This window comes from Mycobacterium sp. NGS29 (assembly GCF_059812965.1).
Genome location: NZ_JCALDR010000014.1, coordinates 34,794 through 47,375, shown reverse-complemented (window position 1 = coordinate 47,375; position 12,582 = coordinate 34,794). Strand labels below are relative to the sequence as shown.

Here is a 12,582-nt window from a genome sequence, read left to right as displayed (position 1 = left end):
CTCAGCGATCGCCCGGCTGCGCGGGTGCGGGCGCCTCGGTTGACGTGCGGCGCGTCCCGGCGATCCAGACCAGCGTCACCATCGCGGCCACCGGGTAGACCAGGCCCGCCCACGCCAGATACCACGGCCGGCTGATCACCCAGATCGTCGGCTGGGCGAAGCTCAGCAGCCATGGCACGCCGATCGCGGTGAGCAACAACCAGCCCCAGCCCAGAATCGTGGCACCGGCCCGTTCCCGCAGCGGCCCGTGGATCAGCCAGATCATCAACGGCACCAACCAGACCCAGTGGTGCGTCCAGGAAATCGGTGACAGCAGCAACCCGAATATCTCCACTACCAGCAACCTGCCCAGCTGGTCGGCGGCCGCCAACGCCCGCCACGCCAGGACCGCGACCAGGGCCGTCACCGCGATGGCGATCAGCACCAATGGCCCGTAACCGGCGTCGTAACCCAGGATCCGCGAGATGGCGCCGCGCCAGGACTGGTTGAACGACGTCGCGACCGGCCCGATCCGGTGCGCGTCGCCCAGCAGGTCGGTGAAGTAGTAGCGGGCCTGGTCGCCCACGATCAGTAGCGACACCCCGACCGTCGCCAGGAAAACGATCGCCGAGAACAGCGCCGCCGCCCACCGACGCGCACCCAGCAGGTACAACCCGGCCACCGCGGGAGTCAGCTTGACGCCGGCCGCAAGCCCGACCAGCAGGCCCGACCACCACCACCTGCTGGTGCACACCGCCCACAACACGGCAAGGACCAGGAAGACGTTGATCTGCCCGTAGTCGAAGTTGCTGCGCAGCGGCTCGATCCAGATGGCGGCCGCAGTCCACAGCATCGCCGCGCGCCGGTCTGCAGCCACCCCGAGCAACCGTTGGCTCAGCCGCACCACGCCATAGAGCGCCGCCACGGTCGCGGCCTGCCACAGGAAGGCCAGTACCCCAAACGGCAGGACATGCAGCGGGTAGAACACCACCGCAGCAAACGGTGGATAGGTGAAGGGCAGCGGAAAGTCGGGGGTCTGATCGGCGTAGACGTAGCTGTACAAGGTGCCGGGGTGGTTCAGAGCCGAGGCGCCTCCCACGTATACGTGCAGGTCGACGAAGTTCGCGCCGTGCGGGGCCAGGTACGTCCAGCCGAATCGCGCGCCGACGCTGAAGATCAGCGCCAGCGGTGCCAGCGAAGCGACCCATCGCCGGTTGGTGGGCATTGCCGCCGGGGCGGCCGAAGTGGTGTCTATCCGCCCGACTTTAGTCAGCGCACCATTCTGCGGGTGTGGCGCCGCGTTGCATCACGGCGGCGTAACGAATCCCAGGTGGCCGGTCACTGCTGCCACTCGTATCAGTAACGATCCCGTAAATGCCACACGTGTCACTTGAGTCACTTCTGTACCAGGCTAGCTTCGTCCACAGGGGCCTCCGGGGGCCTGCTGAAGCCAGTTGAAGACAACCAGGGAGAGTCATGCCATCCATTTGGACCTACGCACGGGCCGCCGCCGTTCTGGTCGGTTCGTCCGCCGCACTACTGACCGGCGGTATCGCCCACGCCGACCCCGCGCCGGCGCCGGCGCCGCCCAACATTCCTCAGCAGCTGATCGCTTCGGCCGCCAACGCCCCGCAGATTCTGCAGAACCTCGCCACCGCTCTGGGCGCCACCCCGCCGTTGGCGCCGGCGACGTCGCCGGCTCCGCAGGGTGTGCTGCGCGCACCGGACCCGGCGCCCGCCGCTCCGGGCGGGTTGAGCCTGCCTGCGGTGATCCCGGGTCAGGCCGCACCCGCACAGGCCGCACCCGCACAGGCCGCACCCGCACCTGCCGCGCCCTCACCCGGGACGGTCCCGACGATTCCCGGGGTGAATGCACCGATCCCAGGGATCGGCGCTGCGCCTGCTCCCGTGGCACCTGCCCCGGCCAGTGTCCCGTCCATTCCGGGCGTCAACACGCCGCTGCCGTCCCTCGCCGCGCCGGCGGCTGCCGCCCCGGCCCCGGCCGCTGTGCCGGGCATCCCCGGTGTGACGTCGCCACTTCCGGGTTTGAGCGCTCCGGCGGCGGCTCCGGCTGCACCCGCGGCGTCGCTGCCCGGGCTGGCGTCGTCACTTCCTGGACTCGCTGGCGCGATTCCGGGTCTGAGCGGAGCGATTCCGGGGTTGTCGGGCGCCGGGGCACCCGCCGCCGCCGCGCCCGCGGCAGCAGGTCCGCAGACCCTGCTTGCGGCGCTGCCCTGAATCCTGTCCGCCGACGGCTGACCAACTACTGAAAACCGGGAGAAACACCGTGGCAAGCACTTGGAGTCTGTCCAGAGGTTTGGCCGCAGTCGTCGTCATATCGGCTGCCGCGTTCGCACTCAGTCCGAGCGCGGCAGCCGACCCGGCGGCACCGCCGACCGACCCTGCCCAACAGCTACCTGGGCTGCCGGCGTTAACCCAGTTGAGTCCGATCATTCAGCAAGCAGCCAGCGACCCGACCCAAGCCACGCAACTGTTGATGGCCGCGGCGCAGGCGTTCACCCGCAACCCGGCGGCACCCGCCGAATCCAAGAACGTCGCGTCGTCGGTCCATCAGTTCGTGGCCGAACCGGCCGTGCCGGCGGCCAACCCCGCCGAGTCCGGTCCGGTGCCGCACGTCCCCGCGCCCGGGGTGGTGCCCGGCGTCCCCCAGCACCTGCCGGCCGGCGTCGATCCCGTCTACGCCGCGGGCCCGCCACCGGTGGGCGAGCCGGTCAATCCCCGTCCGGTGTCGCCACCGCTGCCCGGACCTGCGCCGGTCCGTGCCGAGGTCCCGGCACCGAGTGCGCCACCGGCCGCACCCGCACCCGTCGCCGCTCCGGCGGCCGCCGCGGCCACACCCGCACCCGCCCCTGCCCCGGCAGGCGCCCCCGCTCCCCCGCCGGGTTTCGGCCCGGACACCCCGCCCACCCAGGACTTCATGTACCCCTCGATCGGCACCAACTGCCTGGGTGAGGGCTCGAACGCCCTGGCCACGGCGCTGTCGGTGGCCGGTCCGGCCGCCATCCCGACGCCCGGCCCGGCGGCAGGCCAGACCGCCTACGTCTTCACCGCGGTCGGCACCCCGGGACCCGCCGAGGTGCAGCGGCTGCCGTTGAACGTCACCTGGATCAACCTCACCACCGGCAAGTCCGGCAGCGCCACGCTCAAGCCGCGCACCGACATCAACGGTGAGGGGCCGACGACGCTGACCGCGATCGTCGAGACCGGTTCGGGCAGCATCATGTCGACGATCTTCGGCCAGGTGACGACCAAAGACCGGCAGTGCCAGTTCATGCCCACCATCGGCACTACGGTCGTGCCCTAGCACGCAACCGCCTTCGCCAGGCGGCGCGGGGACCTGCAGCTAGTAGGCCATGAACAAGATCGCGTCGCGGTCGTAGTCCAGCCCCGGGTGCACGCTGGCCAGGTGAGCCTGGGTCAACTCCACCAGCTCGTCCTCGTCCTTGCCGACGATGGCTTCACCGCACGGACACGTAATGTGCGTCTTCACTTGGCCGCCTTTCCTGTTGCGTTCTCTTTGGCCGCAGCTTTCATCTGCTTCTTGTACGACCGCACCCGGCCGAGCGACTCGGCGTCGACGATGTCGGCGACCGACAGATGGCTGCCGGCCTTGCCGTACTCGCCCGCTGCAGCCCGCCAACCCGTCGGCGTCACGCCGTACTGCTTGCCGAGCAACGCCAGAAAGATCCGCGCCTTCTGCTCGCCGAAACCGGGCAGCGCCTTCAGGCGCTTCAACAGTTCCTTGCCGTCGGGGTCCCCGGCTTGCCACACCGCTGCCGCGTCACCGTCGTAGCGGTCCACGATGATCTGCGCCAACGTCTGGATCCGCTTTGCCATCGAACCCGGAAACCGGTGTATCGCAGGCTTTTCCGAGCACAGCGCGGCGAACTTGTCTGGGTCGTAGTCGGCGATCTCGGCGGCGTCGAGGCCACCCATCCGGTCGGCGATCTTCTTGGGGCCGGCGAAGGCGACCTCCAGCGGAATCTGCTGATCGAGCAACATGCCGACGAGCAACGCGAAGGGATTCTCGCTCAGCAGGCCGTCGGCGGCCGGCTCCTGGGCAAGCTGCAGCTTCGGCACGAGCTCAGTCTAGAACTGCACGGGCGCAACACCACAGGCTGACCGCGATCCGACGTCGACCCCGCCGTGAGTGCACCAGGACCATCTTGGTCGGACAACAGCTTTCGCGGAGCCTGACTAGCCGCTCTTGCGGCGGAATTCCCGACGATTGCCGACGGCACCGTGCGCCCGTGCCTGCTTACCGCTGCCATCCTTATGGTCAGATCCCCCCGCCGACTTCGCGGACTTGCGTTCCAAGGCTTCCCGAAACTTGCGCTTGGTCTCGTCCTCCGGGGATTGCGATTCAGCCATGCTCGGCAGCCTATCGCTTGCCGGGCGGCATCCCGTACACGTGCGAGATCGGCAACGTCAGCAGCACCCGCCGGTCGGTGACCATAGTTTCGCGGTATTCGTCCCAGTCCGGGTGTTCACCGGCGATGTTGCGGTACAAGCTGATCAACGCCTCGACCGTGGCGTCGTCGGGCGCGGCGGCCGGCGGGGTGAGTTCGGCGACGCCCTCTGCGACGGCGTAGGACCAGCCGTCGTCGGCGTCGACCAACAGCGAGGCGCGCGGATCGCGACGCAGGTTGCGCGTCTTGGCCCGCGGCTCGGTGACCGAGACCTGCAGCAGCAGCTGCCGCGGGTCGAAGTGGTACTGCACGTTGGACAGCTGGGGACGCCCGTCGCGTTTGATGGTGGCCAGCACCCCAATCGAATTGCAACTGATCACGGCAAGCAGCTTGTCGTCGAAGACTTGACGCCCCATGCCGAAAGCCTACGTCCGATACCGGCCTGGTGAAATTGAGCCATGACCAAGTACGCGGCATTCTTGCGGGGCGTCAACGTCGGCGGCGTCAATCTCAAGATGGCCGACGTGGCCGCGACCCTGACCGAAGCCGGGTTCGAGAACGTGCGAACCATCCTGGCCAGCGGCAACATCCTGCTGGAGTCGTCGGCCGGGGTCGCCGCCGTGCGTGAGAAGGCTGAGGCCGCCCTGCGCGAGAGGTTCGGGTACGAGGCGTGGGTGCTCGCGTACGACATCGACACCGTGCGCGCCATCGACGAGGCGTACCCCTTCGAACGCGAGCGCGACGGGTACCAGTCCTACGTCACGTTCGTCAGCGACGCCGACATCCTCGACGAACTCGCCGACCTCGAGCCCGTCCCGAAGGAGCAGATCAGCCGCGGCGACGGCGTCATCTACTGGCAGGTGCCCAAAGGCAGCACCCTGGACAGCACCATCGGCGCGACCATGGGCCAGAAGCGCTACAAGTCGTCGACCACCAGCCGTAATCTGCGCACCCTGGGCAAGGTGCTCAGGTGAGCCAGCAGCCGCACCAGGTGACGCTCACCGGTGTCTCGGAAACGGCGCTGCTGACCCTGAACGCCAGAGCCGGCGAAGCGCGCCGCCCCGACGCCATCATCGAGGACCCGATGGCGGTGACCCTGGCGGATTCCATCGACTTCGACTTTGCCAAGTTCGGCCGCACCGGCCAGGACATCGCGCTGCGGGCGCGGGCCTTCGACAGAGCGGCCCAGGAGTATCTCAGTACCCACCCCTCGGCCACCGTGGTAGCGCTGGCCGAGGGTCTACAGACCAGCTTCTGGCGGCTGCAAGCCGCTCTGCCTGACAGTCAATTCCGTTGGCTCACGGTCGATTTAGCGCCGATCGTGGATATCCGACGGCAGCTGCTGCCGGCGACGCCGCGGATGTCGGCGCTGGCTCAGTCGGCGTTGGACTACAGCTGGATGGACGCGGTGGACCCCACCGACGGGGTGTTCGTCACCGCTGAGGGGTTGCTGATGTATCTGCAACCCGAGCAGTCGATGGAACTGATCACCGAATGCGCCAAGCGGTTCCCCGGCGGTCAGCTGATCTTCGATGTGCCGCCGCGCTGGTTCAGCCTGTTCACCCGGGTGGGCCTGCGGACGTCGTTGCGCTACAAGGTTCCGGAGATGCCGTTCAGCCTGTCGGTGGCGCAGGCCGCCGACCTGGTCAACACGGTGCCGGGGGTGAGCGCGGTACATGACGTGAAGCTGCCACCCGGGCGCGGCCGGGTGCTCAATGCCGCCATGTCGACGGTCTACCGGGTGGGCCTGTTGGACTCGTTGCGGCCCAACATCACTCTGCTGGAGTTCAGTCGTCCGGGACGTTCGTGAGGTAGCGCATCGCGTCGTTCTTGGTCAGCCCCAGGGCGTGGGCCACGTCGACGTACTCTTTGGCGGCGGCGGCCATCGCGGCGTCGGTCGGATCGAACCGGGAGATGAAAGTGCCGAACCGCCCGCGCGTTTCGACGACGGCCGCGGACTCGAGTTCGCGGTAGGCGCGGGCCACGGTGTTGGCCGCCACGCCGAGCTGGCCGGCCAGCTCGCGCACGGTCGGCAGCCGGGTGCCCGGCGGCAGCGAACCGGCCCTGACCCCGTCGATCACCTGGGTTCTGAGCTGGTCGAACAGGGGCTTGCCCGCCTTGACGTCGACCCTCAGCAAATCGCGCAGTTCCACAGTCCCAGTATTGCCCACGCGCAGCTATGTTTGTGGGATGCGAGTGGCGGTGCTGAGCGGCGCGGGCATTTCCGCGGAGAGCGGGGTGCCGACGTTCCGGGACGACAAGAACGGTTTGTGGGCCCGCTTCGATCCGTACGAATTGTCCAGCGTGCAGGGCTGGGAACGTAATCCCGAGCGGGTGTGGGGCTGGTATCTGTGGCGCCACTACCTGGTGGGTGGCGTCCAGCCCAACGACGGTCACCGGGCGATCGCGGAGTGGCAGAACCATGCCGACGTCACCGTCGTCACCCAGAACGTCGACGACCTGCACGAGCGCGCCGGTAGCGCCCGGGTGCACCACCTGCACGGCAGTCTCTTCGAATTTCGTTGTGCGCGTTGTGGTTCACGGTATGAGCAGCAGCTGCCGGTGATGACCGAAGCCGCGATCGAAGTGGAGCCGCCGGTGTGCCACTGCGGGGGGCTGATCCGGCCCGACATCGTCTGGTTCGGTGAGGCGCTGCCACAGGGGCCGTGGCGGCACGCGATGGAGGCGACCGAGAACGCCGACGTGGTGGTGGTCGTCGGCACCTCGTCCATCGTCTACCCGGCCGCCGGCTTGCCCGAGCTGGCCTTATCGCGCGGCACCCCGGTCATCGAGGTCAACCCCGAGCCCACACCGTTGAGCAGCAGCGCCACCCTGAGCCTGCGTGAGTCGGCGAGTACGGCGCTGCCCGGGCTGCTGGAACGCCTCCCGGCGCTGCTGAACTAGAGCCTGGGCGCGTCGAACCTGCACTGGAGGCGCCGACCCTGTACTCAGGCCGTCGGCTGGGCCGGGATAGCGCCCTCACTTCAGGCTCGGCTGCGCACAGATCCAGGTTGGTGCACAGCAGCGCGTTCGCCGGGCTCATTCGGTCAGGCACCATCCTTCGAAGGCGTGATCCTGCCGTGATGACGAACTCGGAATCCTCCCCCTTCATCGGCAGCGAAGCGATAGCCTCCGGCCGGCTGCGGCGGTGTCAACTGCGGTCTCGGTATCGCGCGGTGCTGCCCGACGTCTACGTCGAGCGTGATGCAGTGTTGACGCTGCGGCAGCGTACCGAGGCGGCATGGTTGTGGTCGCTCCGCCGAGGCGTAGTGGCCGGGCTGAGTGCTGCAGCCTGGCACGGCTCGCGATGGGTGGACCAGCAATCGCCGATCGAATTGATCTGGCGAAACACCCGACCACCACGTGGTATCCGCACCTACGACGTGCACCTTAGGTCCCAAGACCACTCGGTGGTTGCCGGGCTCGCTGTCACGACGCCGCGACGCACCGCATTCGACATCGGTCGACGCAAGCCACTCGGCACGGCGGTAGCTCAGCTGGATGCGCTGCTGCGGGCCACCGCCGTCACCGTCGAGGACGTTGACGCATAGCGCAACAGCACCGCGGCGCCCGCGGACTGAGGCAACTGGAAGCGGCGATGCAGCTGGTGGATGCCGGTGCGCAATCGCCCCGAGAGACCGCGCTGCGGTTGTTGCTACTCCGGGCAGGCCTGCCCCGTCCCACTACCCAGATACCGGTGACCACCGACCCGGGGCAGCTGTACTACCTCGACATGGGTTGGCAGCACCTGATGGTCGCCGTTGAATACGACGGGGAACATCATCGCGTCGATCGTTGGCAGTACACCAGAGACAACCATCGGCGCGAAGCGTTGGAGCGGCTCGGCTGGATCGTCGTTCGGGTGACAGTGACCGATAGTCCGAACCAGATCGTCGCGCGAGTGCGCGATGCGCTGAACTATCGGGCGGCGAGCCTGTAATGGTGACGCCGACCCGGTACCCAGGCCGTCCGTGGGTCCGAAAACACGGCCTCACGACAGGCTCGGCGCAATGAGTCAGGCCCGCCGCGCCCGGCCCAACGCCAACTCCGAGACCGGCAGCGGCGCCCAGGCCGGCAGCGTCCACTCCCGGCGCGACGTGTACACCTCGAACCCGGCGTCGACGATCGCCTGCTCGGTATCGCGGTGGGTGTGACAGTTTCCGAACAGCTTCGGCCAGAGGGTCGCGTCGGCGACCCGCTGCAGTCGACCCCGGCCGCCGGTACTGGCGATGTGCTCCAGGAACCGCAGCTCCCCACCGGGCCGCAGCAACGAATGCAGCCGGCGCAGCACGCCGGTCTGATCGTGCACCGAGCACAACACCAGCGAGCAGACGACCGCGTCGAACGTCTGCCCGTCGTCGAGGTCCTCGGCCGTCTGATCGGTGACGAGCACCGAGACCGGTGCATCCGCAGCCGCCGCCCGGGCCCTGGCCACCAGCCGTGGCTCGGGTTCGGCGGCGACCACCTGGGTCACGGTGTCGGGATAGTAGGCGAAATTCGTGCCGCAGCCGGCGCCGACTTCCAGCACCCGGCCCGAAAGCCCGGCCAGATTCTCCCGACGCAACGCGCGCACCGCTTCGGCTTCGTGGGCGGCGAACACCGGCCACACCCGGGCGAAAAACGGGTTCTGCACCTTCGCGGCCGTCATGACCGCTCCCGCGCACGGTGTCCCAGCACCCACTCCGCCGACTGCTGGGGGCTGGCACCCGCGCCGACGATCCCGGCCACCAGATGCCCGCACAGCACCGTGGCCAGCACCCGGTCGGCGAATGCGTCGATGTCACCGAACGGCAGATGCGGCTTGGCGATCAGGATCGCCGCCAGCCCGTGCATCGCGGCCCACATCTCCAGCGTGATCACGGTCGGATCGTCGGCCCGGTACACGCCCTCGTCCATCAACGTCTGCACCGACGCGCGCAGGTGCCTGAACGCCGCGCTGTCCAACGCCATATCGACGTTGCTGCCCGAGCGCCACTCACCCATGGTGGCCAACCGGTACAGCTCCGGGGTGTGCAGCGCGAACCGCACGTAGGCCCGCCCTTGCGCCCGCAGCACCTCGACGGCGGATGGCTGCCCGACGACGGCATGCGCCATCTCGTCGTCGAGCCGGTCCAGGTAGTGCGCGCACACCGCGTCCAGCAGTGCGTCCTTGTCCTTGAAATGCAGGTAGATCGACGGCGACGTGACGCCCACCCGCTCGGCCACCGAGCGGATTGAGACCGCCCGGGCCTGGCCGGTTTCGAGCAGCAGATCGGTGGCCGCAGCCAGGATTTCGTGGCGCAGCCGATCCCCCAGCCCGCGGGGAGCGCGCCGGCGGCGCAGTCCGCCCCCCGCCACGTCAACCATTGCGGGTCACCGAGGCATGGATCTCGCGGCCGTTGTTGCCGGGCTGAGCCGCGGCCGGGCCGGCGTCCGCGACCGCTGCGTCCCGAGCGACACCGGTCTGCTCGGCGGCACCGCCTTCGCTGATCCCGAACCGCTCGTGCAGCCACACCAACGGCTTGGGGGCCCACCAGTTCCAGCGGCCCATCACATGCATGAAGGCCGGCACCAGGACCATTCGCACCAGGGTGGCGTCGGCGATCACGGCGAGCGTCAAGCCCAGACCGAACATCCGCATGAACGACACGTGGGCGGCAATCAGCGCCGCGAACGACATCGACATGACCAGCGCCGCCGCGGTGATCACCCGGCCGGTGCGGGCCACCCCGCGTGCCACACTCTCGTCATTGGCGGCGTGCGCCTCGGCGGGGGTCGGTGTGGCCGGTCTGGCCGCCCCGGACGCCAGCCAGTATTCGCGGATCCGGGATACCAGGAACACCTCGTAGTCCATCGAGAGTCCGAACGCGATACAGAACAACAGCACCGGCATGTTCGCGACCAGGGTGCCGCTGGGGGTCGTCCCGAGCGCGCCGAGATGACCGTCCTGGAAGATCCACACCAGCGCGCCGAACGCCGCGGTCAACGACAGCATGTTCAACACCAGGGCTTTCACCGGGAGCACCACGCTGCCGGTGAGCAGGAACAGCAGCACGACCGTGACCCCGGCCATCAGGCCGAGTACCAACGGCAGGCGATCGGTCACCGCGTCGACGCTGTCGCGGTTGACCTGTGCGACGCCGGCCATCTCGACCACCCGGTCGCCCGGACCGGCCACCTGGTGCAGCCGTTTGAGTTGGGTGTCGGAGGCCTGCGAGAACAGCGGCGCGGTGCTGCTCACGGTCAGCAAGGCGCTGCCGCCGGACATCCCGGTGGCGCCGCCGGGCGGGCCGGCGGGTTTACCTGCCACGAAGGAACCGGTCGGGGCCGCTACCGCCGCCACGTCGGGAACCTGGGACAGCGCCGCGGCGTAGGCGCTCAGGTCGTCGGGATTCAGGCCGCGGGCATCGGGCACGACGATCGGCACCGCGGTGGCCGAATCACGCGCGAAGTTGGTGCGCAACTGGTCGCCGACCTGATGCGACGACGCCGACGTCGGCAATACCCGGTCGTCGGGAAAACCCCACTTCACCGAGAAGAACGGCAACCCGAGCAGCAGCAGCAATGCCACCACCGCGCCGCCGAGTGGCAGCCAGCGGCGCATCACCAGCTTGCTGGACCGGTACCAGAACAGCTGCTCGACCGGCTTATGCACCGGTTCGGGGCGACGGAAAACGCGGCGCAACAGCCGTCGCACGTCGAGTGCGTCGATGCGCGAACCCATCAGCACGATGGCGGCGGGGGTGACCACGATCGAGGCGGTCGCCACGAAGGCCACGGTCGCAACGCCCGCGTAGGCGAAGGATTTGAGGAAGTACATGGGAAACAGCACGGTCGCCGCCATCGACAGCGCCACCGTGACCGCCGAGAAGATCACGGTCCGGCCGGAGGTGGCCATCGTGCGGATCAACGCCTGCTCGCTGTCGCACCCGTCGGCGAGTTCGTCGCGGTATCGGCTGATGATCAACAGCGTGTAGTCGATCGCCAGGGCCAGGCCCAACGCGGTACTCAGGTTGAGCGCGAAGATCGACACCTCGGTGGCGAAGGTGACCAGCCGCAGCACCGACATCGACCCCACCACGGCCAGCGCGCCGAGGGCCATCGGCAGCGCCGCGGTCAGCAGTCCGCCGAACACCCAGACCAGCACCAGGAAGCTGAACGGAATCGCGATCATCTCCATGACCAGCAGGTCGGCCTGGTTCTGTTTGTTGATCTGTGCGTATTCCATCGCCGAACCGCCGGCCTCGACCTTGACGCCGTCGCGATCGTGCACGATGCGGTCGGCGAGGGTCTGGGCGTTCTTCTGCGCGTCGTTCTCCCCGCCTTTGAGGTTGACGACGATCAGTCCTGCCCGACCGTCCTTGCTGACCAGTTCGGTCGCGGCGGCGGGCGGCGCGGTCCACGGCGACGTGGCGTTGTACACCAGCGGAGATTGTTTGAGTTCGTCGACGATCTCCGTGCCGACCTTGCGAGCCTGCTCGCTGTCAGCCCCGCCGGGGGCGGTGACCAGGATCAGCATCTGCTGGCCACTCTGCCCGAACTTGTCGGTGAGCACCGCGATAGCGCGCGCGGACTCGGAGTTCGGGTCCTGAAAGCCGCCCGGCGACAGACTGTTTGCGACCGGGATGCCGAAGATCGCCGCGGCGATGAAAACCAGGACGGCGATGCCGATGATGCGTCGTGGTGCCGCGATGGCCAGCCGGGCGATTCCCTGGAGCATGTCGATGTCCCTCCGTGGCTGCGTAAGCCACCCCGCCCGGACCCCGCACTATACTCCGCGAAAACTTAGCAACGTTAACTTACGAGTGTCAAATAGGACTCGGCGCCAGCGACGACTGCAGCTATCCGACGGTTCATCGGGTGCCGTAGTGGGTATCCTCGCGCGGCCGTGGCGAACCTACCCGTGGGTAAGAATTGCCACCATTTTCCGAATCGTGACTCAAAGATCCCTTAATCCACGCCCTTACGCTCAGTGTCATGTGGATCGACGACACCAGTGCCGATGTCATCAAAGCTGACTTCGAGGCCCTCTACCACGGCGACATGCTTGTCGAGGGCGAGACCTCGGAGCAGTTCGAAGAGTGGCAACCCCTCCCGACCGCGAGCTGAGGTGAGAGTATGGGCGTCATAGCACGGCTGCTGATGGCCGAACCGACCGCGTCCCGCTGGTTCCGCCGATAGGCGAGCAACCGCG

15 protein-coding genes and 1 pseudogene are annotated in these 12,582 nt (G+C 68.2%); 7 read left to right on the top strand and 9 right to left on the bottom strand.

Annotated features, from left to right (window positions below):
* Position 1: 1 nt before the first annotated feature.
* Positions 2 to 1,252: a mannosyltransferase gene (locus AC5Y5Z_RS18510; RefSeq protein WP_499926886.1), complete on the bottom strand. Its 1,251-nt coding sequence runs from the start codon at positions 1,250 to 1,252 to the stop codon at positions 2 to 4.
* A 203-nt stretch (positions 1,253 to 1,455) separates the two neighbouring features.
* On the opposite strand from AC5Y5Z_RS18510, the gene AC5Y5Z_RS18505 reads away from it, so the two are divergent.
* Together AC5Y5Z_RS18505 and AC5Y5Z_RS18500 are read left to right on the top strand one after the other, a co-directional pair.
* On the top strand, positions 1,456 to 2,217 hold the full coding sequence (locus tag AC5Y5Z_RS18505) for a hypothetical protein (RefSeq protein WP_499926797.1): 762 nt from the start codon (positions 1,456 to 1,458) through the stop codon (positions 2,215 to 2,217).
* Positions 2,218 to 2,266: 49 nt separating this feature from the next.
* Positions 2,267 to 3,304: an Rv1157c family protein gene (locus AC5Y5Z_RS18500; RefSeq protein ID WP_463826753.1), complete on the top strand. Its 1,038-nt coding sequence runs from the start codon at positions 2,267 to 2,269 to the stop codon at positions 3,302 to 3,304.
* A gap of 39 nt (positions 3,305 to 3,343) precedes the next feature.
* Here the strand turns inward: AC5Y5Z_RS18500 and AC5Y5Z_RS18495 are convergent, their stop codons facing one another.
* From AC5Y5Z_RS18495 to AC5Y5Z_RS18480, 4 genes are all read right to left on the bottom strand, one after another.
* A complete protein-coding gene (locus AC5Y5Z_RS18495; RefSeq protein WP_063892814.1) occupies positions 3,344 to 3,490 on the bottom strand; it encodes a hypothetical protein in 147 nt (48 codons plus the stop codon).
* Positions 3,487 to 4,080, bottom strand: a complete 594-nt coding sequence (locus AC5Y5Z_RS18490; protein ID WP_499926794.1) for an HhH-GPD-type base excision DNA repair protein — start codon at positions 4,078 to 4,080, stop codon at positions 3,487 to 3,489. Before AC5Y5Z_RS18490 ends, AC5Y5Z_RS18495 begins: the two co-directional genes overlap by 4 nt.
* 117 nt (positions 4,081 to 4,197) lie before the next feature.
* Positions 4,198 to 4,371 (bottom strand): DUF5302 domain-containing protein, encoded by a 174-nt coding sequence (locus tag AC5Y5Z_RS18485; RefSeq protein ID WP_463826755.1) that lies wholly within the window; start codon positions 4,369 to 4,371, stop codon positions 4,198 to 4,200.
* Between the two features lie 10 nt (positions 4,372 to 4,381).
* Complete coding sequence (locus tag AC5Y5Z_RS18480; protein WP_463826756.1) at positions 4,382 to 4,825, bottom strand: PPOX class F420-dependent oxidoreductase; 444 nt, start codon at positions 4,823 to 4,825, stop codon at positions 4,382 to 4,384.
* A 42-nt stretch (positions 4,826 to 4,867) separates the two neighbouring features.
* Between AC5Y5Z_RS18480 and AC5Y5Z_RS18475 the strand changes: the two genes are divergently transcribed.
* Positions 4,868 to 5,383, top strand: coding sequence for a DUF1697 domain-containing protein (locus AC5Y5Z_RS18475; protein ID WP_499926791.1), 516 nt, complete (start codon positions 4,868 to 4,870; stop codon positions 5,381 to 5,383).
* The gene (locus tag AC5Y5Z_RS18470) at positions 5,380 to 6,219 is read left to right on the top strand and encodes a class I SAM-dependent methyltransferase (RefSeq protein WP_499926789.1); all 840 of its coding nucleotides are present in this window, start codon (positions 5,380 to 5,382) and stop codon (positions 6,217 to 6,219) included. Before AC5Y5Z_RS18475 ends, AC5Y5Z_RS18470 begins: the two co-directional genes overlap by 4 nt.
* Here AC5Y5Z_RS18470 and AC5Y5Z_RS18465 read toward each other — a convergent pair.
* Positions 6,197 to 6,562, bottom strand: coding sequence for an Rv1152 family transcriptional regulator (locus AC5Y5Z_RS18465; RefSeq protein ID WP_463826759.1), 366 nt, complete (start codon positions 6,560 to 6,562; stop codon positions 6,197 to 6,199). The two genes, AC5Y5Z_RS18470 and AC5Y5Z_RS18465, sit on opposite strands and share 23 nt — an antisense overlap.
* A 37-nt stretch (positions 6,563 to 6,599) precedes the next feature.
* On the opposite strand from AC5Y5Z_RS18465, the gene AC5Y5Z_RS18460 reads away from it, so the two are divergent.
* Positions 6,600 to 7,313 (top strand): NAD-dependent deacylase, encoded by a 714-nt coding sequence (locus AC5Y5Z_RS18460; RefSeq protein WP_499926787.1) that lies wholly within the window; start codon positions 6,600 to 6,602, stop codon positions 7,311 to 7,313.
* Between the two features lie 179 nt (positions 7,314 to 7,492).
* Positions 7,493 to 8,349: pseudogene (locus AC5Y5Z_RS18455) on the top strand (endonuclease domain-containing protein).
* 75 nt (positions 8,350 to 8,424) lie between these two features.
* On the opposite strand, the gene AC5Y5Z_RS18450 reads toward AC5Y5Z_RS18455, so the two are convergent.
* From AC5Y5Z_RS18450 to AC5Y5Z_RS18440, 3 genes are read right to left on the bottom strand one after another with little or no spacing between them, the layout of a single operon-like run.
* Positions 8,425 to 9,057, bottom strand: a complete 633-nt coding sequence (locus AC5Y5Z_RS18450) for a class I SAM-dependent methyltransferase (RefSeq protein WP_463826762.1) — start codon at positions 9,055 to 9,057, stop codon at positions 8,425 to 8,427.
* Positions 9,054 to 9,755 (bottom strand): TetR/AcrR family transcriptional regulator, encoded by a 702-nt coding sequence (locus AC5Y5Z_RS18445; RefSeq protein WP_499926785.1) that lies wholly within the window; start codon positions 9,753 to 9,755, stop codon positions 9,054 to 9,056. The genes AC5Y5Z_RS18450 and AC5Y5Z_RS18445 overlap by 4 nt, the downstream gene beginning before the upstream one ends.
* On the bottom strand, positions 9,748 to 12,108 hold the full coding sequence (locus AC5Y5Z_RS18440; RefSeq protein ID WP_499926783.1) for an MMPL family transporter: 2,361 nt from the start codon (positions 12,106 to 12,108) through the stop codon (positions 9,748 to 9,750). Before AC5Y5Z_RS18440 ends, AC5Y5Z_RS18445 begins: the two co-directional genes overlap by 8 nt.
* A 257-nt stretch (positions 12,109 to 12,365) precedes the next feature.
* On the opposite strand from AC5Y5Z_RS18440, the gene AC5Y5Z_RS18435 reads away from it, so the two are divergent.
* Positions 12,366 to 12,497: a hypothetical protein gene (locus AC5Y5Z_RS18435; protein ID WP_463826765.1), complete on the top strand. Its 132-nt coding sequence runs from the start codon at positions 12,366 to 12,368 to the stop codon at positions 12,495 to 12,497.
* The last annotated feature ends 85 nt before the right edge of the window (positions 12,498 to 12,582 follow it).

What these genes read in the sequence shown, in the direction of transcription:
- AC5Y5Z_RS18505 (WP_499926797.1), top strand. Translation starts at nt 1,456, where the DNA reads ATGCCATCCATTTGGACCTACGCACGGGCCGCCGCCGTTCTGGTCGGT.
- AC5Y5Z_RS18485 (WP_463826755.1), bottom strand. Translation starts at nt 4,371, where the DNA reads ATGGCTGAATCGCAATCCCCGGAGGACGAGACCAAGCGCAAGTTTCGG.
- AC5Y5Z_RS18480 (WP_463826756.1), bottom strand. Translation starts at nt 4,825, where the DNA reads ATGGGGCGTCAAGTCTTCGACGACAAGCTGCTTGCCGTGATCAGTTGC.
- AC5Y5Z_RS18475 (WP_499926791.1), top strand. Translation starts at nt 4,868, where the DNA reads ATGACCAAGTACGCGGCATTCTTGCGGGGCGTCAACGTCGGCGGCGTC.
- AC5Y5Z_RS18460 (WP_499926787.1), top strand. Translation starts at nt 6,600, where the DNA reads ATGCGAGTGGCGGTGCTGAGCGGCGCGGGCATTTCCGCGGAGAGCGGG.
- AC5Y5Z_RS18450 (WP_463826762.1), bottom strand. Translation starts at nt 9,057, where the DNA reads ATGACGGCCGCGAAGGTGCAGAACCCGTTTTTCGCCCGGGTGTGGCCG.
- AC5Y5Z_RS18445 (WP_499926785.1), bottom strand. Translation starts at nt 9,755, where the DNA reads ATGGTTGACGTGGCGGGGGGCGGACTGCGCCGCCGGCGCGCTCCCCGC.
- AC5Y5Z_RS18440 (WP_499926783.1), bottom strand. Translation starts at nt 12,108, where the DNA reads ATGCTCCAGGGAATCGCCCGGCTGGCCATCGCGGCACCACGACGCATC.
- AC5Y5Z_RS18435 (WP_463826765.1), top strand. Translation starts at nt 12,366, where the DNA reads ATGTGGATCGACGACACCAGTGCCGATGTCATCAAAGCTGACTTCGAG.